20 protein-coding genes are annotated in these 25,126 nt (G+C 73.5%); 5 read left to right on the plus strand and 15 right to left on the minus strand.

The genetic code is table 11. From position 1 onward, the window contains the following. Positions 1–199: 199 nt before the first annotated feature. The 8 genes from QRN89_RS30690 to QRN89_RS30725 all read right to left on the minus strand — a co-directional run bounded on the left by QRN89_RS30690 (position 200) and on the right by QRN89_RS30725 (position 10,554). Entirely contained in the window at positions 200–3,070 is a 2,871-nt protein-coding gene (locus tag QRN89_RS30690; RefSeq protein ID WP_290352675.1) for an NHLP bacteriocin export ABC transporter permease/ATPase subunit, read from the minus strand. Position 3,071: 1 nt separating this feature from the next. Next, a complete protein-coding gene (locus tag QRN89_RS30695; protein ID WP_435833309.1) occupies positions 3,072–5,189 on the minus strand; it encodes an NHLP family bacteriocin export ABC transporter peptidase/permease/ATPase subunit in 2,118 nt (705 codons plus the stop codon). Between the two features lie 137 nt (positions 5,190–5,326). Further along, a complete protein-coding gene (locus tag QRN89_RS30700; protein WP_290352676.1) occupies positions 5,327–6,265 on the minus strand; it encodes an HlyD family efflux transporter periplasmic adaptor subunit in 939 nt (312 codons plus the stop codon). A gap of 96 nt (positions 6,266–6,361) precedes the next feature. Next, positions 6,362–6,589, minus strand: a complete 228-nt coding sequence (locus QRN89_RS30705; RefSeq protein WP_093658099.1) for a type A2 lantipeptide — start codon at positions 6,587–6,589, stop codon at positions 6,362–6,364. 622 nt (positions 6,590–7,211) lie between these two features. After that, positions 7,212–8,906 (minus strand): sigma-70 family RNA polymerase sigma factor, encoded by a 1,695-nt coding sequence (locus QRN89_RS30710; protein WP_290352677.1) that lies wholly within the window; start codon positions 8,904–8,906, stop codon positions 7,212–7,214. Then, positions 8,903–9,469: a nucleotide triphosphate diphosphatase NUDT15 gene (locus QRN89_RS30715; protein WP_290352678.1), complete on the minus strand. Its 567-nt coding sequence runs from the start codon at positions 9,467–9,469 to the stop codon at positions 8,903–8,905. The genes QRN89_RS30710 and QRN89_RS30715 overlap by 4 nt, the downstream gene beginning before the upstream one ends. Positions 9,470–9,679: 210 nt before the next feature. After that, a complete protein-coding gene (locus QRN89_RS30720; RefSeq protein ID WP_290353924.1) occupies positions 9,680–10,084 on the minus strand; it encodes a hypothetical protein in 405 nt (134 codons plus the stop codon). 5 nt (positions 10,085–10,089) lie between these two features. Next, on the minus strand, positions 10,090–10,554 hold the full coding sequence (locus tag QRN89_RS30725) for an ATP-binding protein (protein ID WP_290352679.1): 465 nt from the start codon (positions 10,552–10,554) through the stop codon (positions 10,090–10,092). A 240-nt stretch (positions 10,555–10,794) separates the two neighbouring features. On the opposite strand from QRN89_RS30725, the gene QRN89_RS30730 reads away from it, so the two are divergent. The 3 genes from QRN89_RS30730 to QRN89_RS30740 all read left to right on the plus strand — a co-directional run bounded on the left by QRN89_RS30730 (position 10,795) and on the right by QRN89_RS30740 (position 12,813). Further along, entirely contained in the window at positions 10,795–11,655 is an 861-nt protein-coding gene (locus tag QRN89_RS30730; RefSeq protein WP_290352680.1) for a Sco1979 family transcriptional regulator, read from the plus strand. Next, positions 11,656–11,892, plus strand: a complete 237-nt coding sequence (locus QRN89_RS30735; protein WP_017944273.1) for a DUF397 domain-containing protein — start codon at positions 11,656–11,658, stop codon at positions 11,890–11,892. It abuts the gene before it with no gap. Between the two features lie 111 nt (positions 11,893–12,003). Beyond that, positions 12,004–12,813, plus strand: coding sequence for an SAM-dependent methyltransferase (locus QRN89_RS30740; protein ID WP_290352681.1), 810 nt, complete (start codon positions 12,004–12,006; stop codon positions 12,811–12,813). A 215-nt stretch (positions 12,814–13,028) separates the two neighbouring features. Here QRN89_RS30740 and QRN89_RS30745 read toward each other — a convergent pair whose 3' ends face one another. Next, the gene (locus QRN89_RS30745) at positions 13,029–14,978 is read right to left on the minus strand and encodes a M64 family metallopeptidase (RefSeq protein ID WP_290352682.1); all 1,950 of its coding nucleotides are present in this window, start codon (positions 14,976–14,978) and stop codon (positions 13,029–13,031) included. A gap of 108 nt (positions 14,979–15,086) precedes the next feature. Here QRN89_RS30745 and QRN89_RS30750 point away from each other — a divergent pair, with 108 nt between their 5' ends. After that, entirely contained in the window at positions 15,087–15,314 is a 228-nt protein-coding gene (locus QRN89_RS30750; RefSeq protein ID WP_290352683.1) for a hypothetical protein, read from the plus strand. A 228-nt stretch (positions 15,315–15,542) separates the two neighbouring features. On the opposite strand, the gene QRN89_RS30755 is transcribed toward QRN89_RS30750, so the two are convergent. From QRN89_RS30755 to QRN89_RS30770, 4 genes are all read right to left on the minus strand, one after another. Then, a complete protein-coding gene (locus QRN89_RS30755) occupies positions 15,543–16,238 on the minus strand; it encodes a DUF5825 family protein (protein ID WP_290352684.1) in 696 nt (231 codons plus the stop codon). Between the two features lie 50 nt (positions 16,239–16,288). Next, positions 16,289–18,295: a RiPP maturation radical SAM C-methyltransferase gene (locus tag QRN89_RS30760; RefSeq protein ID WP_290352685.1), complete on the minus strand. Its 2,007-nt coding sequence runs from the start codon at positions 18,293–18,295 to the stop codon at positions 16,289–16,291. 372 nt (positions 18,296–18,667) lie between these two features. Then, complete coding sequence (locus QRN89_RS30765) at positions 18,668–20,638, minus strand: S9 family peptidase (protein ID WP_290352686.1); 1,971 nt, start codon at positions 20,636–20,638, stop codon at positions 18,668–18,670. Further along, the gene (locus QRN89_RS30770) at positions 20,635–22,200 is read right to left on the minus strand and encodes an MFS transporter (RefSeq protein ID WP_290352687.1); all 1,566 of its coding nucleotides are present in this window, start codon (positions 22,198–22,200) and stop codon (positions 20,635–20,637) included. The genes QRN89_RS30765 and QRN89_RS30770 overlap by 4 nt, the downstream gene beginning before the upstream one ends. Before the next feature lie 613 nt (positions 22,201–22,813). On the opposite strand from QRN89_RS30770, the gene QRN89_RS30775 reads away from it, so the two are divergent. Continuing rightward, positions 22,814–23,227, plus strand: a complete 414-nt coding sequence (locus QRN89_RS30775) for a low molecular weight phosphatase family protein (RefSeq protein WP_290352688.1) — start codon at positions 22,814–22,816, stop codon at positions 23,225–23,227. Between the two features lie 58 nt (positions 23,228–23,285). Here the strand turns inward: QRN89_RS30775 and QRN89_RS30780 are convergent, their stop codons facing one another. Together QRN89_RS30780 and QRN89_RS30785 are read right to left on the minus strand one after the other, a co-directional pair. Beyond that, positions 23,286–24,281 carry a D-cysteine desulfhydrase family protein gene (locus QRN89_RS30780; RefSeq protein WP_290352689.1) on the minus strand — a complete coding sequence of 332 codons (996 nt, stop codon included), beginning with the start codon at positions 24,279–24,281 and terminating at the stop codon, positions 23,286–23,288. Between the two features lie 244 nt (positions 24,282–24,525). Beyond that, positions 24,526–25,035, minus strand: coding sequence for a mycothiol transferase (locus QRN89_RS30785; RefSeq protein WP_290352690.1), 510 nt, complete (start codon positions 25,033–25,035; stop codon positions 24,526–24,528). Positions 25,036–25,126 lie beyond the last annotated feature (91 nt).

Below are 25,126 nucleotides of genomic sequence, written 5' to 3' on the forward strand. Positions count from 1 at the left end.
GGATCGTCGAGGGGGGCGATCAGGCGCCGGCGGTCGGCCGGGTCGAGGCGAGGCGCGCCCCGCGGCCAGTCGGTGCCGCCGATCTCGACGTCCAGATGTTCGCCCGGACCTGCCGGGGGAGCGGCGAGGGGCGTGCACGCGCCGCCCGGCCCCGCCGGCGCGCCCGGGCGGTGCGAGCGCCTGCCCCGGCGCCGTGCGCTCACAGCATCTGCCGCCGCACCAGCTCGTGCAGCCGGCCGTCCACGTCCGCCAGGAGCAGGGCGGGCGGGCCCTGCTGCACCACGCGGCCCTCGGACATGACGATCACCCGGTCGGCGTCCGTCACCGTCGACAGCCGGTGGGCGATGACGACGCGGGTGGCGCGCAGGGCGCGGGTGCTCTCGGTGACGATCCGCTGGGTCGCGTTGTCGAGGGCGCTCGTCGCCTCGTCGAAGAACAGCACGCGCGGGCGGCGCACCAGCGCCTGGGCGATCATCAGCCGCTGCCGTTGCCCGCCGGAGACGGCGCCGCTGCCGGAGATCATCGTCTGCATCCCCATGGGCATCCGGCGGATGTCCTCCGCGAGCCCCGCCATCTCGGCCGCCGCCCACGCCTCCTCCTCGGTGAACGGCTCCGCGCCCCGGATGCAGTCGAGGATCGACCCGGTGAACGGCTGGGAGTTCTGCAGGACGACACCGCACTGGCGGCGTACGGCGGCCTGGTCCAGGGCGGCGAGGTCCTGGCCGTCGTACAGCACGCTGCCGGAGGACGGGCGGTCGAAGCCGATCAGCATCCGCAGCAGCGTGGACTTGCCGCAGCCGCTGGGACCGACGATCGCGACGAACTCCCCGGGCCGCACGCTCAGGGACACGTCGTCCAGGACGAGCGGGCCGTCACGGGTGTAGCGGAATGACACCTTCCGTGCCTCGATCGCTCCCGAGAGCTCGCCCGGCTGGGTGCTCGTCCCCCGTACCTCCGGAGCCTCGTTCAGGACCGGCTTGATCTGTTCGAACATGGGCAGTACGGCGGCGGCCGAGACCAGCGCGCCGGTCAGCTGGGTCACGGACGTGAGCATCATCGTCACGGCCGTGTGGAAGGTCAGGAACTCACCCGCCGTCAGGCTGCCGCTGGCAGGCCCCGCCAGTAGCATGAACATGATCAGCGCGCTCAGCGGCAGGTAGACCGCGTCGAGGACCGTCGTCAGATTGCGGATCCGGCCCGCCCGCCGGTGCAGCTCCCGGCTGCGCGCGAACTGCTTCGCCCACGCCGCGTACGCGAAGCTCTCCGCCGCCGCGACCCGTAGCTTGGGCAGTCCCCGCAGGGTCTGGAACGCCTGGTTGTTCAGCTTGTTGTTCAGCTCCACCAGCCGCCGCTGCCAGCGCAGTTGCCACAGCCCCAGGCAGAGGAACACCGTGCCGATCACCAGCAGCATGCCGATCGCGGCGAGTGCCAGCGGAACGCTGTACACCAGCAGCAGCACCATGTTCATCGCCCCGACCGTGCTCGCCTGGACGACGACCGGCCCCACACCCGACAACAGCCGCCGGATGGCGCTGATGCCCATCGCCGCACTCGCCAGCTCGCCGGTGGAGCGCTCCGCGAAGAACTTCGTCGGCAGCCGCAGCAGCCGGTCCCACACCGCGGGCTGCAGCGTGCTCTCGATCCGTCCCTCCATGCGCAGCACGGTGAGGTTCTGCATCAGCATGAACACGGCCGAGACGGCGCCCGCGACCATCACGGCCACCGACACCTGGACGATCAGATCGGTCTGGGCGTTCGGCACGTACACCCCGAGCACCTTGCCGGTGGCGATCGGCACCAACGCGCCCAGGACGACCGCGACCAGCCCCGCGACGGCCAGGTTCCGCACGTCCGCGCGCGAGCCCCGGAGACTGAAGCGCATCAGCCGCCACAGGCCCAACGGCCGCTCGGGCAGCGGCCGGTAGAACATCACGGCCCGCTGCTCGAACTCCTCGGCGTTGTCCTCGTCGACGCGGATGCGGCTGCCGGTGGCCGGGTTCACCGCCTGGTACCCGCCGCGCCGCCGCAGCAGCGCCACCGGCGCCCCGGACTTGGCCCGGTGCCCCACCAGCGGGCCGAAGTCCTCCCGCCACCAGCGCCCGTCGAGCCGGACGGCACGGGTACGCACCCGGGACGCGAGAGCGATGCGCTCCACCGGGCCGGTGCGCTCGTCGAGCGGGCCTCCCCGGGCGGGTTCGGCGAGCGGGACGCCCGCCGCGGAGGCGACGAGCCGGCACACCGCGTACGCGGCGTCGTCGGAGACGGCACCCCGGGAGCGGGCCGACGAGGCCCTGCCGGAGCGGCCGATGGACGCCAGCAGCGCCTGGTCGGCGCCCGCGCGCACCGCCTCTCCGGCCTTGATCCCGGCGGCCGCCCGGTCCTCGTGGGCCTGCTCCATCCGCTCGATCCAGCGGTCGAGCCCCGACAGCAACCGGTACTGCTGGTTGACCATCTGCTGCCACAGCGCGCCGTCGACGAGCAGATCGGCGGCGGCCTCGGCGCTGAAGGCGGCGCCGTACTGCACACTGCCGGGGAAGACCGGCAACCACAGGACGTCGTCGTCCGTCACCGCGTCGTCGTCCGTCGTCCGCCCGTCCAGCGGTGCCTCGAACAGCACCCGCTGGCCGCGCCCGACGCCCAGCGCGAACGCGTGCTCCAGCAGGCTGAGGGTGCCGTCCTGGCTGTCGTACCGGCTCTGGTAGGGGCTCTGGTACGACCAGGCGTCGCCGTACCCGGACTGCGGCCGGAGCTCCAGCAGCGGGATCCGGCGCAGTACGCACCCCTGCAACGGCCGGCCGACCAGGGTGTGCTGGGGCCCCTCCACCGGACCGAGCAGCAGCGTGCCCTTCTCCAGCCGTCCGAGGAAGTGCCAGTGCCCCTGCTGGGCCGCGTCGACCGCGAACAGGTCGAGCGCGCCGTCGACCAGCAGCCACAGCACCTGCGGACCCTCAAGCGGCAGACTACGCAGCCCGGCGCAGTCGACGTGCTGCCCGAGGCCGCCGAACGCGGCGAGCACCGCGTCGTCGGGGTGCGCGGACCCGGTGTGGTGACCGGGCTGTACGGGGATCACCTCAGTGCTCCTTGACCAGTTCGGCGTACGCGCCCCCGCGCGCGACGAGTTCCTCGTGCCGCCCGCGTTCCACGACCGTGCCGTGGTCGAGGACCACGATCTCGTCGCTGTCCCGAACGGTGCTCAGCCGGTGGGCGATCACCACGCAGGCGCAGCCGCGACGGCGCAGACCGTCGATGATCAGCTGCTCGGTCTCCGCGTCCAGCGCGCTGGTCACCTCGTCCAGCACCAGCACACTGGGCCGGCGCACCAGCGCCCGGGCGATCTCCAGCCGCTGCCGCTGCCCGCCGGAGAAGTTGCGGCCGTCCTGCTCGACCCGGCCGTGGACACCGCCGGGCCGCCGCGCGACCACGTCGTACAGCTGGGCGTCCTTGAGCGCGTCGACGACGGCCTCGTCGGTGATCGACGGGTCCCACAGGGCGACGTTGTCGCGGACCGTGCCCTCGAACAGGAACACCTCCTGGTCGACGAAGGAGACGGAGGCGGCGAGCGCGCCGCGCGGGATCTCGTCCAGCCGCCGCCCGTCGATGCGGATGACGCCCTCCCAGGGGCTGTACAGACCTGCGATCAGCCGGGACACGGTGGACTTGCCGCTGCCGGAGCCGCCGACGAGCGCGACCTGGCTGCCCGGGCCCACCGACAGCGAGAAGCCGGTGAGGAGCGGCTTGTCCAGCGGGCTGTAGCCGAAGGTGATGTTCTCCAGCGTGACGTGGCCGCGCAGCCTGCGGGTGCTCGCGGGAGGCTCGGGGCGGGTGTACAGCCCGTCGGCCGGGAAGTTCTCCACGTCCTTCAGCCGGGCCACGTCGGCGGCGAAGTCCTGGATGCGCGACGCCATGCCGTTGAGGCGGGTGATCGGCGCGGTGAACCGGGTCACGAGGGCCTGGAAGGCCACGAGCAGTCCCATCGAGATATGGCCCTCGACCGCACGCAGACCGCCGATCCACAGGATCAGCGCGCTGTTCAGCGTGGCCAGGGTGGGCGCCACGACGGCCAGCACCGCGCTCGGCACACCGAGCCGCTGCTGCTCCTCCAGGGTGATGGCGTGCTGACCGGCCCAGCGGCGGAAGTAGCCGTTCTCACCGCCGGTGGCCTTCATCGTCTCGATGAGCTGGATGCCGGTGTACGAGGTGTTCGTCAGCCGGGCGCTGTCGGCGCGCAGTTTCTGGGTGCGGGTCGCGCGCAGCCGCACCACGATCCGCATCGCGACCACGTTCAGCAGCGCGACGAGGACCCCGACGACGGTGAGTTGCGGGTCGTACGTCCACAGCAGCAGCGCGTACAGGACGACGACGACGCCGTCGACGCCGAACGCGGTGAGGTCACGGGCCAGGGTCTCGGCGACCGCGTCGTTCGACTGCAGCCGCTGGACGAGGTCGGCGGGACTTCGCTGGCCGAAGAACGTCACCGGCAGTCTGAGCAGATGCCGGAAGAACCGGGCGCTGCTCAGCGTGGACGAGATGACGCGGCCGCGCAGCAGGTTCGCCTGCTGGAGCCCCGTCAGCACGGCCGTCAGCGCGACCATCGCCGCCATCGAGGCGAAGAGGACCCCGAGCAGCGAGGTCTGACGGCCCACCAGGTACATGTCGATGTACGTACGGCTCAGCGCGGGCAGCGCCGCGCCGACCGCGACGAGCAGCAGACTGGCGAGCAGCGCGGCGACCAGCGTGCCGGTGGTGCCGCGCAGCCGGGCCGGCACGGAGCGCAGGACACCGGGCTTGCGGCCGCCGCGGCGGAAGCCGTCGCCGGGTTCGAAGACCAGCACCACTCCGGTGAAGCTGGTGTCGAAGTCCTCCATGGACACGAACCGGCGGCCCTTGTCCGGGTCGTTGATGTGCACACCGCGGCGACCGAGGCGGCGCCCCATGCCGTCGTGCACGACGTAGTGGTTGAACTCCCAGAACAGGATGGCCGGCGGCCGGACCCCGGCGAGCGCGGCCGGCTCCATCTGCATGCCCTTGGCCTGGAGTCCGTAACTGCGGGCCGCCTTGAGGATGTTGCTGGCGCGGGAGCCGTCGCGGGAGACACCGCAGGCGATCCGCAGCTCCTCCAGGGGCACGTGTCTGCCGTAGTGGCCGAGCACCATGGCGAGTGCGGCGGCGCCGCACTCCACGGCCTCCATCTGGAGCACGGTGGGGGTGCGGACGCTCTTCTGCCTCGCGGGCGCGGCGGCCTTCCGTGCCCGGCGCGGGTCGGCGCGCCGCTGACCGCCGCCGCGGCGCGCGCCGGTGGAGCGGGGGGTCGTGGGGGAGGGAGCCGTCACGGGAGCAGCCAATCGATCGGACGCTGGTCGGCCAGCCGGATCGCGCCGCCGGCCGGGGTCATGGACGCGACGGCGTACGGCGGCCCTTCGGAGGACGACCAGGCGTACCCGGACTCGGTGCGGGGGGAGCGGTCGAGTTCCACCAGGACGGCGACGGGCCGGCCCTGGCGGGAGAACTGCTCGGCGAGCTGGCCGTCGCCGAGGAAGCCGGCGATCTGCTGCCGGCTCTGCGAGGTCCGCCCGACGGCCTTGACCCGTCCGCGCAGCACTCCGTACTGCTCGGACGGCACCGACTGCACGGTGAGGTCCACCCGTGCGCCGACGGGGACGGCCGTGCCGTTGTCGGCGGGAAGGTAGAGCAGCGCCTTCAGCGGGGCGCGTGCGTCGTCGACGCGTTCCAGGACGGCGACGTCCGCGCCGGTGGTGACGACGGCACCGATGGTGGCGACGAGGGACGTGACACGGCCCGCGGCGAGGGTCCGCACGAGCGTGCCGTCCTTCTTCCGGGCGCCGTCCCCGCTTGCGTCACCGCTCTCGCCGTCGCCGTCGCCGTCGCCGCTGCCGGAGTCCGGTCCGTCGTCGCCCGTGCCGTCCCCGCCGGTGGACTCACCGTCGTCCTGGGTCCGGTCCGCGGAGGTGCGCACCCGCAGGAGAGGGGCACCGGCCGGGAGGCTCTTGCCCTCCTCGGCGAGCACCTCTGTCACCTGACCGGCGACCGGGCTCTGCAGGACGTAACTGCCCTGGGCGTGCGTGAGAATTCCCGGTGCGTGCACCGTGGACGAAACGGAACCGGTTGTCGCCCAGAATGCGGCGGCCGCCATCGCGATCACCGTGACGGTGAGGACGAGCCAGCCCTGCGGACGGGCGAAACGGACCGGCAGATCGATTTCTTCCGGTGACTGCAGCTTGGAAAGGGCCTTTTGGCGGAACTGCACGTAACTCTTCCCTCGACTGCATATGTCCGGGTCCGGGGGTGAAAAGCGCGGTGAGCCCCGGAACGGGGAAGGTTCCGGGGCTCACTCAGGGCGTGCTCAGAGGCCGGCGACGAGACCGGTGACGGCACCGGTGTTCAGGCCGGTCGCACCCTCGACGGTGCCCACGACGGAGCCCACGAGGGCCGAGGCCGGGACGATGCCGTCAACGGTGGAGGTCAGACCGGAAACCGCGCCGGCGGCCACGGCGCTGTGCAGACCGCCGGAGACGTTGTCGAGGTCGGCGTCGGAGATCTCAGCGGTCTCGACCTGGGGGGTGAAGTTCATGATGAAGCTTCCCTTCATGTGGATATTTCTCAGGGTCACGGCCGGCCCCGCCGGATTACGTACCGGCCGCGTCGGCGGGCGTGCGGGTCCACGAAACCGGAAACCCGTGTGCAACTCCCGCAGTGCGCAGGATCAAAGCACGACGGCGGACCCAACATCCAATCCCAGGGCGCCCGATCGGCGCCCGATCCGTCGCGGAATTGCGTTCAGGTGCAGGCGCGTCCACGAGGCGGTGGCGACTTCTTCACAAGTTTCACCGGCTCGATTCCGTCCGGGTGAAATGACGAGTCGTCGCGGAATCGGACACTCCGGTCCAATGGATCAACGGGCCGCCAAGCCCGCGGGGCGGGCGGGGCGGAGGTCAATCGCGGTGCGTCGGTTGCGTGTTCGGTGTGCAGGTTTCCGGAAGACTCTGTTCCGGTCGGCATGGACCACCGTGGGCCGCGGCCCGGGGCGGGTGCCGGCCACCGGTGCGAGGGGCGTGCGGGCCGACGGCCCCGAACGGCGTGTGGGCCGCCTGCGGGAGGCGGCCCACGGGGGGTGGCCGGAGGGAACGGCGCACGGGGCGGCGGTCAGGGTGAACGCCGCACGGGACGGTCAGGGTGAACGCCGCACGGGGCCGTCAGAGGGACGTGCCGAAGGCCTGCGTCCACCAGGGCCCGCCGGAGGCGTCGTGGATGCCGACGCCGAGCTCCTTGAACGAGCAGTTGAGGATGTTGGCCCGGTGGCCCGGGCTGTTCATCCACGAGTCCATCACGGACGACGGACTCTGCTGGCCCCGCGCGATGTTCTCCCCGTACGTGCTCCACCGGTAGCCGGCTGCGGTGATGCGGTCACCGGGGTCGCTGCCGTCCGGGCTGGTGTGGTCGAAGTAGCCCCGGGCCGCCATGTCCTCGGAGTGGCGCCGCGCGGCGGTCTCCAGCTTGTCGTTGCTGCGGACCGGGCCGCATCCCGCCTTTGAGCGTTCCGCGTTGACCAGGGCGACGACCTGGGCGACGTCCCCGCTCGGCAGCGGCGGCTCCGGGTCCGGCGCCTCGGGGGTGGGCGTCGGCTTGGGCTTCGGCTTCGCCGTGCTCGGCTTGGGCTTCGGCTTGGCCGTCCTGCCGGTGCTCGCGCTCACGCTCGGGCTGGGCGACGGAGAGGCGGACTGCGACGGCGACGGGGAAGCGGACTGCGACGGCGACGGCTGCGCGGGCGAGGCGGGCGCGGCCACGGTGGAGGCCGGCTCCTCGGACTCGTCGGGGCCGAGGAGGAGATGGGCCGTGCCGCCCGCGGTCACCAGCGCGGCGACCGCTGCGGCGACGGCCGTCGTGCGGCGCCGCCGCCGCGCCCGCTCCAGACGGGCCTGGGTGCGGGCCGAGCCGGCGCCGGCCGCCTCGGCGGAGCCGGGCGCGTCCCCCGACGGGCCGCTGTCACCGCCACGGCCGGAGCCCGGGGCGTACGGGGAGCCCTGGGCGTGACCGGCGGCCGGTCCGCCGCCCGAGTGCGCCGGGCTGCCGAACGACGCCGTGGCCGCCAGGTCCGGCGTCTGCGGCGCGAAGGCGGCCAGGGACGCCGCCACCGGCACCAGGGCGAGACCCACGAGCAGCCCCTCGGCGGGCACCAGACCCGACCAGTGCCCCGAACAGACCGTGCAGCCCCGGGCGTGACGGGCGATCCGCTTGCGCCACAGCGCCGACGGCATGCCGTCCCAGCCCGCGACGATCGGCTGCAGCAGCACGCAGCCCGGATCGGCGGACAGCGCGCGCACGACCACGCGGGCCGTCTCCAGCTGGGCCTTCATCCGCTGCACCCGCACCGCGGTGTGCTGCGGGGACAGTTCCAGCGCGGCCGCGACCTCCTCCCGGGAGAGTTCCCCGGCGGCCTCCAGCCACCACAGCGACAGCAGCGCGCGGTCGTCCTCGTCCAGCCAGCGGGTCGCCTCGGCGGTCTCCCGCCGCTGCCCGGAGAGGCCGAGGCGGGTGATGGTCAGGTCCACGAAGTCCGCGCCGGGGTCGACGACGTCGTACGCGTCCTCCAGCCCGCCGGCGCCGGGTATCGCGCCGGCCCGGCGCTCGCGCCAGTGGCCGCGTATCTGGTTCATGGTGATGGCCACCAGCCAGCTGCGGAAGCTGTCCGGGCTGCGCAGCGCGTCCAGTCCGCCGAGGACGCGGAGCATGGTCTCCTGCACCACGTCGTCCACGTCCGCGTGGCCGTTCATGGCGCGGCCGACGATGTTGTAGACCAGCGGAAGGTACTCGGCGACGAGCCGGTCCTGGGCGTGCTGGTCACCGGCCTGCGCCGCCATGATCACCGCGGCTTCGCGTTCGCTGCTCACGCTGTGTCCACTCTCTTCCTGGGCTGGGACGTGTCTCCTCCGACACCTGGGAGACGCCCTGCCTCCGCGCCGATAACAGAAATCGGATAGGAGTACGCAGAAACCTCCGGGAGTGTTAGATCCGCACGCCAGGCGCGCAGGACCGCGGCGGAGGGTTCGAACAGTTCGCCAGGAATGTGAGCCGGTTCGTGCCACTGCCAGCGCACGATCTTGTCCGGCTCGGTGACCTCGGGCTCGCCCTCCACCCCCGTGACGAGACCGGCGGCGGAGATCCGGGTCACCCCCCGCTTCCCGTCCATGACCACGGCGACGACGGTCACGTCCTCCTCGCGCACCCGCAGCCCCGTCTCCTCGGCCAGCTCCCTGGCCCCCGCCCGCTCGAAGCTCTCCCCGGGATCCACCTTGCCGCCGGGCAGCTCCCAGCGGCCGTGGTGGTCCAGGCCGAGCAGGATGCGCCCACCGGGCCCGACGACGATCATGCCGACGCCGGTCAGGCCGTCGGGTGCGGGGAAGGCGCGGGCGGCTCGCTCGTCGGGGGCGGGGCCGGGGGAGTGGTTCACCATGCGGGGATCGTACGAGGTTTCGAATCCCCTTCGTGATGGAGTCCGGTGCGGTGTGACGTGTCGGACTCGGCGCCGTCACGCCCCCTCCGTGAGCGGTGTGCGGGCCACGCGGGCGGGGGGCGCGGGCGCGGTGACGGGGGAGCGCGGGAGGGGACGGGGGAGGGGAGAAGGGGGGGGCGCGGCGGGCAGGGGCCGTCCGCCCCGGGCCGCTCACACGCCCTGTGCGCTCCTGGCTCCGTAGCGTGCCCACGCGGGCGCCACACCGGTGATCTGGCAGATCATGAGGTACAGCGGGATGGGCGGCGTGTAGGGGCTGGAGTTCTCGGGCCAGTGGATCAGCCGGGTGTCCGCGGCCGGTACGTACGCCCCGCGGGAGTAGTACGCGGGCAGCGGCCACGTGAGGTCCTGGTCGGAGCCGGCCGGAACGATCCACCACATCCAGTCCGTGTCCGCGTAGACACAGCCCGTGCGGGGGAGCCTCGCCAGCAGCCGACGGCCGTGCCGTGCGGGCAGTCCGACGGCGTCGTGGCCGAGGGCGGCCGACAGGCCCGGCGGGACGTCGAGGCGCAGCGGTTCGCCCGCCTGGTCCCGCCCCCGGGAGAGCAGGCCGGCCATCGACCTCAGCACGGCCGCCCCAGAGCCAGCTCGGCCCAGACGACCCGGCCCGGCCCCGGATGCGCGTCGTGCGCGCCCCAGGCGCTGCTGACGGCGTCCACCAGCAGCAGTCCGCGCCCGCCCTCCTCCACGGAGTCCCGGCGCAGTCGCGGCTCGCCCGGCGGGCAGCCCTCGTCCTGCACCGCTATGCGCAACTGGCCCGGCACGTCGTGCAGTTCGCACAGGACGCGCTGGCTCGCGGTGTGCACGACGGCATTGGTGAACAGTTCGGAGGCGACCAGCGCCACGGTGTCGAAGTGGCTCCTGTCGACGCCCCAGCGCATCATGCGCTCCTGGATCAGGTGCCTGGCGCGTGCGACCGAGTCGGCCCGGCCGGGGAGCTCGAACCCGAAGCGGCGGATCGCCGGCACTGGGGAGGCCGGCTGACGCGGCACCGCGATCACGGGCCTGAGCGTGTTACCAGGAGCCACGACCAATCCTTAACGGTGGGGAAGCAGTGCCGTACATGCCTCTCCCCGGGCAAGGCGCGGCAGCCTCGTGAACTGGTTCACCGAGTCACTCTCCCCCCGAAGCCGACACTTGGCAAGAGGCACTCTGAAAATTGCAGAGTGCCGGGTGCTGGGACAGGGTGGCATGGCACACTCGTCGTGACACCGATGTCGTGACGTCGGGTCGTGCACATCGAGAACAGGGCGCTGGGGAGGTCTGTAGTGAGCGAGCCGCGGTCCGCCCCCACGGTGGGGCAGGTCGTACTGGGCAAGCGACTGCAGGATCTGCGGGAGCGAGCCGGCCTGAGACGCGAAGAGGCCGCCAAGGTCCTCCGCGTGGCCCCCGCCACCATCCGCCGGATGGAGACGGCGGAAGTCGCTCTCAAAATCCCCTACGTCCAGCTCCTCCTGAGGGCCTACGGCATCCCCGAGGACGAGGCCGAGGGCTTCGTCCAGCTCGCCGAGGACGCCAACAAGCCCGGCTGGTGGCAGCGTTTCCACGATGTCCTCCCCGGCTGGTTCAGCATGTACGTCAGCCTGGAGGGGGCGGCCTCCCTCATTCGCGCGTACGAGCCGCACTTCGTCCCCGGACTCCTCCAGACCGAGGACTACGCGCGCGGCGTCATGCACAGCGGAGCCCTCGGCGCCACCAGCGCCGAGGACATCGAGCGGCACGTCGCCCTGCGCATGGAACGACAGGGACTGCTCGGCAGGTCCGACGCACCCAGATTCTGGGTGATCATGGACGAGACGGCGCTGCGCCGCCCCGTGGGCGGAACGAAGGTGATGCGGGCGCAGATCGACCGGCTGCTCGAAGCGGCCGAGCGGCCCCACATCACGCTCCAGGTCGCGGAGTTCGCGACCGGACCCCACGCCGGCACCTACGGGCCGTTCGTGCTCTTCCGCTTCGCCGTGCCCGAACTGCCCGACATGGTCTACAGCGAGTACCTCACCGGCGCGGTCTACCTCGACGCCCGCCCCGAGGTGGCCTCGCACCTGGAGGTCATGGACCGCATGGCGGCCCAGGCCGCCACCGCACAACGCACGAAGGACCTCCTCCGGAGCGTCCGCAAGGAGCTGTGAATGGACCGCATATACAACGGCATGCCCGCCCGGGAGCTCGGCTCGGAGGGCTGGCACAAGCCGTGGAGCGGCGGCAACGGCGGCAACTGCATCGAGGCCATGAAGCTGGCCGACGGCAGGGTCGCGGTGCGCCAGTCCGCCGATCCCGACGGCCCCGCGCTCATCTACACGCACGGCGAGATCGCCGCTTTCATCCAGGGCGCCAAGGCCGGTCAGGCAGACTTCCTCCTGACGTGATCAACTGGGGGCCCGGGCCGGCCCGATCGGCCTGACCCCGGCTCAGCAACCGTCGCAGTACGTGCAGTTCCGTCCGTCCACCGCCACACCCCGACCCCCTGGAGGCGCCAGATGACCGGGCAAGACCCCGCCGCCGTACGCATCGACACCAGCAAGCCGCACCCGGCCCGGATGTACGACTGGTTCCTCGGCGGCAAGGACAACTACCCGGTCGACGAGGAGATGGCCAGGCAACTCCTCAAGCTCGACGCGCGCGGCCGCGACATGGCCCGGGTCAACCGGGCCTTCATGCACCGCGCCACGCGCTGGCTCGGCGGGAACGGCATCCGCCAGTACCTCGACGTCGGCACCGGCATCCCCACCGAGCCCAACCTCCACCAGATAGCCCAGCAGGTCGCTCCCGAGTCCCGCGTCGTCTACTGCGACAACGACCCGATCGTCCTCGCCCACGCCGAGGCCCTGCTGCGCAGCACCCCCGAGGGCGCGACCGAGTACATCCAGGCGGACGCCCGCAGTCCCCAGGCCATCCTCGATGCGGCCGGCAAGGTCCTCGACTTCGACCGGCCCATCGCCCTGTCGCTGCTCGCGCTGCTGCACTTCGTGGACGACGAGGACGGCGCCTACGAACTGGTGAACCGGCTCGTGGGCCGGCTCGCCCCCGGCAGCTACCTCGTGCTGTCCCACACCACCGGCGACTTCGACCCCGAGAAGGCGGCCCTGGCCCGCGCGATGTACAAGGAGCGGGGACTCACCCTGCGCCCCCGCTCCCGCGACGAGTTCGCCCGGTTCTTCGACGGACTCGACCTCGTCGAGCCCGGCGTGTCGCTGACCGCCGAATGGCATCCCGAACTCGGCGAGGCCGTCGCCGTCACCGGTGACGACCCGATCCCGGGCTACGCGGGCGTCGCGCGCGTGGGCTAGGTGCTCTGGCCGTGCCGTCCCGGGACGTTGCCGACACGCGTGCCGGCTGCTTGGACAGCGCCGCTGCCAATTCGTTCCACGAGGCGTGCGGTTGGTCGCGCGGAGACCCGATCCAGGGCGACGGACCGGCCAGGGTCGGGTTCACCGAGAGCGGCGCGGACGGCTGAGGTCCCCCCCCAGGTGGTGCGGGCCGGCGGCCAACCGCCGTCGTCCGGCTACCGCCCGGCCGCCGGAGGCAGCAGGGTGACGAGGAAGCGCGCCGCCCCGCTCACGTTCCCGGCCGCGTCGATCGTGCGGTGCTCGACGGTGTGGGTGCCGTAGTCGGGCGTGGCGTCGTCCCACGGCACCGCACGCGGAGTGCCGAGCTTGCCGTAGACGAGGTCGTCGATGACCGTGCCCTCCGGAGTGAAGCGGAACGGCGCGTCCGCGTCCGTCGGCCAGCCGTAGTACGTGTACCAGCCGTCGCCGTCGACCCGGAACTGGGAGACGACGGTGCCCGCCCGGTCGTCACGGGCGGTCAGCCGCATCGTGAACGGACCGTCGTACACGTACTCCACCGGCCTGCCGGGTTTGCGGACCGTCCGCAGCGGCTCGGACAGCTCGTGGGCTCCCGCGGCGGGCGTCGCGTCCACCGTCCAGCGCAGCACCGCGCCCGAACCGGGGACGCGGGCCGTCAGCGTGTGCGTGCCGGGGCGCAGCCGCAGCGCTCCGAGGTCCAGATCCCGGTCGTTGCCCGGCCGGACGAGCGGCCGGCCGTCCAGGGACCAGCGGACGGCATACGTGCGGTCGGTCGGATGCGAGGTGTCCGCGTACACCACGGAGTCCGCCCCGACCGGTGCGGCCGTGTCCGTGTGTCCGGTGAACGCCGCGGCGACGGGGGTGTGCTCGGTGCGTACCGCGGTGTCGACAGTCCAGGAGACCGTGCGGGTCAGCGCGGCGGAGCCGCGGACGGCCGGGTCACGGACGAACGGCGTGGGGTCGGAGACGGTAGCCGTCAGGGTGTGCGTGCCCCTGCCGAGCCCGAGGCGGCGCAGATCGAGCGTGCGGGCGCCGTCGGCGGTCCGCAGCGGACGGCCGTCGAGCCGCCAGCGCACGTCGAGTTCACCGCCGACGGGATGCAGCGTCTCCAGCCACACCGTCCGGTCGGCGCCGATCGGGGCGGTGTTCGGCGTGTGCCCCTGGACCAGGTTCACCTTCCCGGAGATCGCGGCGACCATCACCTCCCGCTCCACCTGGTCGAAGGCGTAGCCGAGGGTCTTCATCAGGGAGTGCCGGCTGGGCCGCCACACGCCCTTGGTGCTGTACAGCCCGCCCTCGTGCCGGCCGATGGTGCCGCCGGACTCGCTCGGCTCGCCGAGCCAGCGCCACCACTTGGCCCGCTGCTCGCGCATCTGCCGTTCGGTGAGGAGGGTGTGGTGGGCGGAGGCCGGTTCGCCGCCCTCGTACGCACCGCCCGGGACGCCGCGCGCGTAGTAGTCGTACTCGTCCTGGAGCCTGCCGAGCGAATGGCCGATCTCGTGCGGGGTGATCAGGGAGGAGAGCGCGTTCCCGCCGGACGCGGTGGCGTAGGTACCGCCCGCGCCGCCGTACGTGTCGCTGTTGGCGAGGGCCACGATCTGGCGGTTGGCGGCCGACGTGCCCCCGACGAGGTCGGCGAGCGCGTTCGCCGCGCCGCTGTCGACGGTGAGCAGCCGCTGCACGCTGCCGGCGTTGCAGCCGCCCCAGAAGCCCATGCCGAGCGGGGTGTCGCGGCGCGGGGCGTCCAGCGAGGGGTCGCAGTCGACGCCCGACTCCGCCGACGGCACCTCGACCGCCCACACGTTGACGTAGGAGCGGTACGACGCGAACGGCTCGATGCTCCACAGCACGTTCAGGTGCCTGCCGACGTCCGCACGGAACTTCCCCGTCTCGGCGGCGGTGTAGCCGTCACCGAGGAAGACCAGGTTGAACCGCTTGTCCACGGGCCCCGTGGTCTGCACGGGCACGACGTTCGCGCTCCCGGTCACGGACGACGCGATGGACGCCGCCGGCCGCTGCGACGGTGTCGGCGGTGCCCCTGCGACGGCCGACGCCGAGGTCGCGGGGCCGAGGAGACCGGTGAGGAGCAGGGCGCCCGCGGTGGCGAGCGCCATGACTCCGGGAAGGCGTGTGCCGGAGGTGTCCATGAGGCGCGAGCGTATGTGCGGGTCCAACACACCGTAAAGACAGCAGAGTTGGCCATGCGGTGTCCGCGCGCCACGGCCGGTGTCGGTGGTGTGCACGACACTGGGGTCATGGCCAGGTATCCGCGGGTGAAGTGCCCGGTGTGCGGCGGGGTGTACGCAGGGGCGCCGACGAGCGCGTACGGCATGGTGTCCGTCCACGACCACAAGCGCAGCCGCAGGGCCCTCGTCCTGTGCGAGGGCAGCATGACGCGCGTCCCGGCGGTGGACGCGGCGGGCCACCAGGAGGAGCTTCCCGGCACGGAGGAGGCCGGCGAGGCGGATCCGACGCTGTTCTGAGCCGGGCGGTGCGGGTGCGCGGGGCGCGGCGGGACCACGGGAGCAGCCCGCGCCGGCCGACGCGGGCCTCGGACAGGTCCACCGGCTCACGACGCCCCGCACGGCACCTCGCGGGGTCGTCGCCCCACCCGCGTACGTCCGGTCCGAGGGCGGTCCTCCGCCGTGCGACGCACCGCACACGACGCCGCGACCTTCCCGGCAGACCATTCCGGTCACGGCACCGGGCGATCAGATCGCCATCGCCTCCTGGATCCATCGCTTCACCCGGTACGGCAGCCACCAGGCCAGGTCGCCGACGCGCAGGACGAGATGCTCCTCGGTGAAGTCGGCCAGGGCGTCCGGCGGTACGTCCGTCGCCGGGGCGCCGTGGTCCAGCCGGGCGATGGCGTCGTGGTAGTGCGGCTCGTCGCAGGTGAAGCGGCGCAGGTCGCCCCAGCGGCGGTCGCGGATCTGGAGGAACCCGGGGCCCTGCCGCCAGAGGCACTTGCACAGGTAGTGGCTGCTCCGCCAGGCGAGCAGCTGTTCCTCCGCCCGGTCCGAACCCTCCAGCCGCTGCGGCGGCTGGAGATGGCTCAGCAGTTTCCACGTCTCGTCGTCGCCGGGCCCGATGCGCAGCCGCCATTCGACGAGCACGGCACGGGCGGTGAGGTCCCGCACCAGGCACAGCGACCGCACCGTGCGACGCGCGGCGGCGGGCGCGGAGTTGGCGGCAGGGGACAGGTCGACGGTGCGCGGCACCACCACCCGCCGGGCCCCGAGTCCCCACAGCCGGTCGGTCTCCTCGCCCACCGGGCCGGAGATCCGGTGGCTGCCCAGTGCCATGCCCGGCAGGGCACAGGCGTCCGGATCGTAGTCGCGCCAGGCGGTGACCGTCAGCGGCACGTCGTCCGCGGGGGTGCTCGGGGGGTGGACTGCGCTGGTCATGAAGCCTCCTGGGGACAGCGGGTTCGGGACAGCGGGTTCGGGACGGCGGGTCAGACGGACACGGGGGGCCGGTCGGCATCGAGGGGGTCGTCCGCACGATCGCGGTCACCGCCGTCGGACCGTCCCGTGCCGTCCTCCGCGGCACCGCCGGCGGCCGTCGGCGCGTAGACCCCGGTGGTGTGCAGATGCCGCATGAAGTCCAGCCGCAGCAGGTCCTCGTTCACCGCGGCCGGGGCGAGGTGCACGTACTGGCCGCCGTCGGTGAAGACGACGCCCAGGGCGACCCACTCGTCCAGGATCCGCTCCACCTCCTCCTGGCCGCGCGGGTCGCCGGGGACGCGGGCGGCCGCCTTGCGGGCGAGGGCGGCAGGGGCGTGCGGCTGGTCCAGCAGCCGGAACAGGGCCACTTCGAACGGATCGGCCAGTTCCATCGCGCGCCACGGGAACGCGCGGCGCCGGCTGACGAGCACGATCCGGTCACCCAGATCGGTGTGTGTCAGCCGGGCGTCGGTGTGGTGCTTCCGCCAGCCGGCCAGCGCGTCGTTGAGGGCGCCCACGGTCGGCTCCCCGATGCCGCGCGCCGGGGCCTCGAAGACGTAGGCGAGGTCGTACAGCTCTTCTTCGGGGAGGTCGTAGGTGAAGCGGTAGTGCGCCTCCGGCCGCAGCCCCGTGAAGCCGAGTTCGGGCCGGTTGAAGTACGGGCTGAACCGCTCGATCGCGATCCGGGCGGACAGGTCGACGGGCGGGTCGAGATGCTCCAGGGCGGGGATCTGCGCGATGACCGGCTCGTAGTCCTCCGCGGTCTCCCCCGGGAAGCCGTGCAGATAGTTCCAGGACACCGACAGGCCCGTCTCGGCCCCGTCGCGCAGCATGCGCACGTTCTGGCATCCGCTGACACCCTTGTCCATCAGGTCGAGCACCCGGTTGTTGAGGCTCTCGATGCCGGGCTGGACGTAGATGAGTCCCGCGTCGGACAGGGTGCGCAGCTGGGGCCGCCGCATGTTGGCCTTGATCTCGATGTGGAGACGCAGGTCGTAGCCGCTGTCGATGATCCGTGGCAGCACGGTGTTCAGATAGCCCATGTCGAGGATGTTGTCGACGACGTACATGTCCAGGACCCGGTGGCGGCGGGCCAGGTCCATGATCTCCTCGTAGAAGACGTCCGGGCTCTTGCTGCGGAACTGCATGAAGGACCCGTTGAGACCGCAGAACGTGCAGTGGTGCTTCTCGCCCCACCAGCAGCCGCGTGCGCCTTCGACGACGAGTTTCGGCTCCACCCAGTTGCGGGCCACCGAGGCGGCCAGGCACTCGAAGTAGCCGGAGTAGTCCGGCGGGAGGATGTGGGCGGGCGGCAGCGGCGCGGTGGCCATCGGGTTGACGACGCCGGTGCCGTCGGCGGCCCGGTGGCACAGCCCCGGGATACCGCCGAGCTCGGTCCGCCCCTCGGCCAGGGCCCTCACCAGTTCCGGGAACGCGGTCTCGCCCTCACCGCGCACGACGTGGTCCACGAACGGGAAGTTCCGGTGGACCGCCGCCCCCTGCTCGGCGTCGCAGTTGGCCCCGCCCATGACGGTCACGATGTGCGGTGCGAGCCGCTTGACGTGGCGGGCGGCGGCGAGCGCGGCGGTGTTCTGCTGGAAGGTGGAGGTGAACCCGACGACGTCCGGACCGTACTCGACGACGCGCCGGGCGATCTCCTCGACGAACCGCGGCACCTCCCGGTGCAGCTCCCGCGTCATCCGCATCCGCGACGACCGCAGCTTGCCCTTCATCACCGACGCGAACTCGTCCTCCCGCCACGTGGGGTCGTCGTACAGCGCCGAGGAGAACACCCAGTCGCCGCACCCCATGAAGTAGGAGGACAGCGCGTAGTACTCGTAGTCGTCGGCGGTGAACTCCCGGCGGGCGGTGATCCAGTCGGTGAACTCCAGGTTGGCGTGCAGGACGTCGGCCGTGGCCCCGGGGACACGCTCGTCGATGCTGCGCTTGAGGATGCCGAGGGCGAGTGAGGGCAGGTCGATGGGGGACCAGGGCATGTTGACCAGCAGTACGCGCACTTCGGCTCCTTGACGTTCCTCGAACGGTGGGTCGGTGGGTGCGGGGGCGGAGGGGTGGGCCGGTCCGCCCGGCGGTCGGCCGTCACGCCGGGCGGACACGGGGCTGGGTGGTTCCGGCCGGCCCGGCGTGCTCCGGGCCGGCCGGGCCGGGTCAGTCCTCCTCGGAGTCCTCGGCGTTGCGGAACGGGATGGTGATGGTGATCCCGACGCTCGGCTTGCGGTTCTCCTCGTCACCCGCCAGCGGGTCGTTGTTGATGACGTCCTTCTGCACGGTGTCCTCCTCTCTGTGGTGCGCTGAGGTGGTGCCTGTCCCGGTGCCCGCCGCCGCTGTCGGCCGCGGGCCGGGATCCCCCTCCGGTCGGAGCGGGACGTCTAGGTGTGCCCGGCCGGCCGGTCCGGGGCGCGGGAGCCCGGCCGGCCGGAGCGGCGCAGCTCGCGGTCCAGGAAACCGATGGCGCGGCGCAGTACGGCGACGTGGTCGCGGCCGTCGTAGCCGTCGTGGCCCGTGTCGAGCCACATGGCCTCGTGCCGCACACCGGCGCCGGCGAGGGCCCGCAGATAGTCGCGCACCTGCGCGGGCGGGCACTTGTCGTCGCGCTCGGCGGCGACGACCAGCAGCGGGGCCCGTACGCGGGACACATGGCGCACGGGGGAGCTGCGGGCGTACGCCTCGGGCACCGTGTCGGGCGTGCCCCCGAACAGCCGCTCGTCGAGGGCGCGGAGCGCGGGCGTGCCGGCGCGGTGGGCGGCAGCGCAGTCGGCCACCGGCTTCACCGCGACGACGGCCCGCCACGGGGCCGGGTCGACACCGGCCGCGAGCAGCGCCAGATAGCCGCCCCACGAACTGCCCCACAGGGCGGTGGCGTCGGCCCGTACCAGGCCGCGGCGTACCAGGTCGGCCCGTACGGAGGCGAGGTCCCGCACCTGGGTCAGGCCCACGCCGTCCGGGTAGGCGTGGCGCCAGCGCGGCCCGTAGCCGGTCGACCCGCGGTAGTTGACGCGCACGACCGCGAACCCCGAGGCCACCAGGGAGTGCACGACACCGTCGTAGGCGTCCCGGTCGTGGTCCGCCGGACCGCCGTGCACCAGGAACACCGCCGGGGCAGGGACCGGATCGTCCGGCAGAGCGAGCAGGCTGTGCACCGGACCGTCCGGACCCGGGGTCCACACCTCGCGGTGGTCGCCCGGCACGGTCCCCTCGACGGTGCCGAGCGGCGGCAGAAGGGTGCCCGCGGTCGACACCATGCGCGGCGGGTGGGCGGCCGACGTCCAGAGGTAGTGCACGTCCCCGCCGGGCCGAGCGGCGGCGGCCAGCAGGGTTCCGGGCGGAGTCGGCACGAGGGCGACCGAGCGCCGGACCGGATCGGCGCGGTGGAGCAGGCTGCGGCCGTGGCGTTCCTGCCGGATCAGCACGGCGTCGCGGTCCGGGTACCAGGAGGCGGTGATCTCCGTGTCGAAGGCGCACCACTCCCAGGTGCTCAGTCCCGAGACGGGGCGCCAGACGGCGAGGACGTAGCGGTCCCGGTGCTGCCTCACGAGCAGCAACTCGGAGTCGCCGTCCCCGGGTCCGACGCGGGTACCGCTGTCGTCGGTGCTGTCGGTGCTGTCGGTGCTGTCGGTGCTGTCGGTGGCGTCGGGGTGGTCGGGGTGGTCGGAGTCGGCGCCCCGCGGCGGCCGGAAGCCGAGCGCCCACAGGTGCCCGCCGTCCGGGCCGCCGCGGAGCACCGCCCGAACCGTGCCGTCCGGGGACAGCACGGTCACCGCGCGCTCGGAGCCTGCCGGTCCGCCGACGGCGAGGCACCGCCCGTCCGGCGAGATCCCCACCAGCACGGCATGGCCCTCGATCCGGCCCACGGTACGTGCCCGGCCGCCGCGCGGGCCGATGTGGACGGTGGTGCCGCGGTCCGTGGCCGTGGCGACGGCGACCGTGCCGGCCGGGGTGAGGGCGAGTCCGCGCGGCGCGCCGTCGGGAACGCCCTCCAGCCCCGGCCGGTCCTCGCCGCCGTCGAAGGGACGGAACCGCCACTGGCCGCGGCCGTCGGCGTCCTCGTCGAACCACCACACCCGCGCGTCGTGGTCGATGGCGCAGTGCAGCGTGCCGCCCGGACGGACCGTCACCTGCCGCGCCCGACCCGTCGTCGCGTCCCAGGTGAACACCTGGCAGCGTCCTTCGGCGTCGGCGGTGAACGTCATCCGCGTGGGGTCGGCGGGGCAGACGTCCGGGAGTTCGGCGCGATAGGTCCGGAATCGGGGGCCGGGGCGTCCGCCGGCTCCGTCGGGGGCCGCGGGCGCGGGGTCCCGGTCGGGGCGGCGCCGGTCCTCGGCTGCGAAGGGGCGGGTCACGGTCGGCCTCCGGGGCGCAGACGTCCGGCCCGCAGACCGGTGAACAGGGCGAGGAACATCAGCGCCAGGGCACAGACCGCCGGGGTCGCCGCGGGGCCGGCGTGCGTGGTGAGCGCCCCGGCGACCACCGGTGCACCGGCGCCCGCCCCCACCACGGCCGTGGCCAGCAACGCGCCGGTCCTCGCCTGGAGACGGTGCGGGGTCTCGGCGATCGCGGCGGACTGGACGACCACGGTGGCCGGGGCGAGCAGCAGGCAGAACGCCCCGAAGCACAGCCCGAGGCCCCACGGAGAGTCCGTCAGGGCGAGGCCCGCGGCGGGCGGCACCGTCAGCCAGGTCACGGCCACCAGCGTGTGCGCGGCACCCGCGCGGCGTACGACGGCGGGCGCGGCGAGGGCACCGGCCAGCCCGGCGCCGCCGGACACGGCCAGCACCAGCCCCATCGCGACCGGCCCGCCGTCGTCCTGGAGCGCGAAGAGCGCGGAGAAGTACAGGGCCGCCAGCGCCGCGTTGACCGTCGTGGTCCAGACGAGGACAAGACGGAGGCGGGGTGCCGAACGCACCAGGGCCAGACCGGCAAGGGTCTCGCGGGCGTACGAACCCAGCGCCCCCAGCGGGGTCGGGCGCTTCCCCGGGGACCCGGCCGGGTCCGGCGGGGACGGGGTGGGAACGGCGGCCGGGTCGCCGGGCCGCCGGGGCGGAGAGGGGTCCGACGGGGACGGGGGCGACGGGAACAGGCGCGACGGCGAGGGCTCCAACGGGCACGGGTCCGTCGGGGACGCGGCGTGAACGGCCGCCGGATCCCCCGACGGTGCGGGCACGACCCCCGGTGCGCCGTCCGGCGCGGCCGCGGTCGCGGGGGAGCCCGCCCGCAGATCGGAGCGCATGGACCGGACGCACAGGGCCGTCACCACGTACGACACCGCGTCGGCGGCGAAGGGCAGGGGCCGGGCGAGCTGGTACAGCACCCCGCCGAGAAGGGGGCCGGCCACGAGCGCGGCGCGGTCGCCGGCCTCCAGTCCGGCCACGACGCGCGGCACCTCCCGGGGCGCGGCGACGAGCGCGACGGTCCCGCGGGCGGCGGCCTCGAAGCACGCGGTGGCCGTGCGCTCCACCAGCAGCGCGCCGAGCAGCAGGGCGAACGGCGGCCGCCCGTCCGCCACGGAGAGGGCCACCGCTCCCATGGCCGCCGCGGCCACGACGGCCGAGCCGGCCATCACGGGTTTGCGCAGTCCCCGGTCCGCCGCCACGGCCACGACGGGGCCGCACACCAGGGTGACGAGCATGCCCGCGCCCGCGAGGAGCCCGACCGTCGTCGGGGGGTGACCGAGTCCGAGGAGCAGCAGGGGGAAGGCGACGCCCGACATCTGGGTGCCGAGGGCGTCTGCGGTGTTGGACCACCACAACAGGCGGACGTCGCGCGGGGCGCCGTGCCGGCCCGCTTCGGCGGCGGGTGCGTCCGGGCCGGCGGTCCGGGCGTCGGGGACCGGGCGGACGTGCCCGTCCCGCGCGCCGCGTAAGCCCACGCCGTCGGCGTCGCCGGAAGACGAAGGACGTGCCATGCCCTGCCCCCCTCGGGCCGTGCGGCCCTACCGTCACGCACATGGCCGGCGCGCTTCCGCGCTCGCAAAGAGCGCACAAATGTGCAGGAAATGTGCGGGAAATGAAATCGAGCGGAGCCTAGTCACGCCGATTCGGCGGCCGCAAGGACTTGGACGCTGACCGAATCTGTCGCAAATCGGCCGTCGGCCATGGCTGTACGGGGGTGGGTGGCGCTTTCGCGGCTTACGTGCGCCGTGGTGCCCGCCAACCGGTCACCGGACACGGAGTGCCGTCCTGAACGGCGGCTTCCGCACCTCCGCTTCGCATCGGCGCACCGCGCGTCCGTCGCGACGGTGCGGAATCGCGATCTCCGGTATGCGGTGTGCGCATTCCGAACGCGGAACGGAGTGCGAGACTCCTTGTGGACCCGCCGTACGTGTTTGTCCGCGCAAAGCGGCGCCGACGGTGAAGGCCGGTCGATACCCCAGTGTCCGGTGTGGCGGGTGTTTCGGTTCAGTGGCTGCTCGCGGGCCGGTGGAGGGTGGGTCGGCCGCGGTCGGTGAATGACGCGAAACCGCCCCCGGTCATGAGCCGAGGGGGCTGTGTTGAACATGTTCAATTCGATGCGGCAGAATGCCGCCATGGGAATGCCGCACACCCGCACGGGCGCTCGTACGACGGCGCTCGCTGGGCCTGGTGGCCGCGGCCGGCTTCGTCCACGGCCTGAGAGGCACGCCGGACGACGCGACGATCGCCGTACTGCAGTGCCTCACCCTGCCGGGACACACCGTCGTGCTCCTGCTGTTCCTCGCCGCGGCGACGATCCCCGGGGCGACCGCCACCGGTGCGGACGTCGTCGCCGACATCGCTCCCGATCCCTTCGGCCCGATGCCCGCCCTCACCGCCGCGGCGCTGGTGAACGTCCTCGTGGTGCGGGGACTGTGCGCGTTCGCCCGCCGGGTGAGGGCCGAGCTCCGGGAGACACGGGAGTGGCGCGCCTCCCGCGGTGGCCGGACCCCGCGTCGCGAGGACCGCCGTCAGGCGTGATGCCGCAGCCGGGCCAGCGCATTCGAGCGGGGTCCCGGCCACGCCGCTTCCCGGCGCCCTACGGCGCAGCGGACCCCGCCGACAGTCCCGCCTCGGCCGCCGCCAGTGCCGCCGGGTGGCCGAAGAGGCCCGGCAGGCCGCCGGTGTGGAGGAAGACCGTACGGTCGCCGGGGACGATGTCGCCGTCCTGCACGGCCGCGATCAGACCGGCCATGGCCCGGCCGGTGTAGACCGGGTCGAGGACGACGCCCTCGGTGCGGGCCGTGAGCTTCAGGGCGGCCAGCACCGGGTCGGTCAGCGCGCCGTAGCCCGCGCCGACCTGGTCGAGCCGCACGCGCAGGGCCTTCGCGGCCACGTCGTCGCCCGCCAGGCCGGAGGCGAACGCGGACACCGTCCCGGAGGGGTCGGGGACCGCGCCGCAGTGGACCCCGAGGACGCGGTCCGGGCCGAGCGCGTCCACGAGTCCCGCCATGGTGGCTCCGGAACCGAGAGCCACCACCACGGTGCTCAGGTCGGGCGCCTGGGCGAGGAGTTCGCGTCCGCACGCCGCGTAGCCGCGTGCACCGAGGACGCTGGAGCCGCCGAACGGGATCAGCTCGGGGACGGCGCCGTCGGCCCGCAGCCGCTCGGTCACCACCCGGGCCGCGGCGGCGAGCGCTTCTCCGCGGACGTCACCGGCCCATACGACGCCGGCTCCGAACAACCCGTCCAGCGCGAGGTTTCCGCCGGCCGACGCGTCCCGGGTGCCCGCGAGCACCAGGACGACCTCCAGCCCCAGGCGGGCGCCGGCGGCCGCGGTCAGCCGGGCGTGGTTGCTCTGCGGTGCGCCCGTGGTCACCAGGTGCGTGGCGCCCGCGGCCACGGCCTGCCCGCAGAGCCACTCGAGCTTGCGGATCTTGTTCCCGCCGCCGCCCAGGCCCGTGAGGTCGTCGCGTTTGATCCACAGATCGTCCGCGCCCAGGCCGATCGCACGGGCGAGCCCGGGCAGGGGTTCGAGCGGGGTCGGCCAGGTACCGAGCGGCACGGGCCGCGGGGCGTCACTTGCGGAGGTCATGCTCACCATGGTCACCCGTGGCCCACGGCCGGCGTGGCCCGGCCCCCTGTTTCCGGCCGGCGCGCGTGTCGGGGCCCGCACCGGTGGAGGGCCCCGACCCCCGGCTCGCCCGGCCCCGCGATCCCGAACAGGCCCCGCGTCCCCGCCCGGGCCCGCGAACCCGCCCGGGCCCGGCCGCCGGGACCCGCCTCCCACGACCCGGCCACTGGCCCCGGCCCGCACGGGCTTCGGCGCCCCGGCCCGCTCACCCCTGCTCCAGCGACCCCCGTACGAACGCCGCCTGCCCCGCGTGCTGGAGGTCGTCGGAGATGACGCTCACCAGCCGGACGCCCAGGGTCACCGGCGGGGACCACGACTCGTCGACGATCCGGCCGAGGGCGGCGTTCGTCAGGCCTCTCACGAACGCCACCGTCTCCTCGTGCACGGCGTCGTGGTAGCCCAGCAGCAGGTCGGGGGACTCCACCCGCACCTTCGCCACCTGGGCCCGCGTGTGGCCGTAGCCGGTCGCGTCCGGGGGGAACGGCAGTCCGAAGCGGCCCGCCCAGTCCTGGGAGAGCCACACCTGCTCCCGTCCCGCAGCGTCCGCCACATGGTCGTCCTGGACCCGGGTGAGGTGCCACACCAGCCACGCGATGGTGTTCGCACCGGGGGCGACGCGGGCGTGGAGGAGGTCCGGTGCGCACCCCTCCACCGCCTCGTGCACCGTCTCCCTGATCCGTCCGAAGGCGTCTTCCAGCAGTGCCGCGCTGTTCATGCGGTGAGTCAACCCCGGAGCGGCCCCCGCCCCCGCGCCCGACACGCAGGACGCCCCGCGGACCGACCCGCGGGCCCTCGTGCCGGCCGAC

It is taken from the genome of Streptomyces sp. HUAS CB01 (assembly GCF_030406905.1).
In the GTDB taxonomy this organism is placed as follows: Bacteria; Actinomycetota; Actinomycetes; order Streptomycetales; family Streptomycetaceae; genus Streptomyces; species Streptomyces chengbuensis.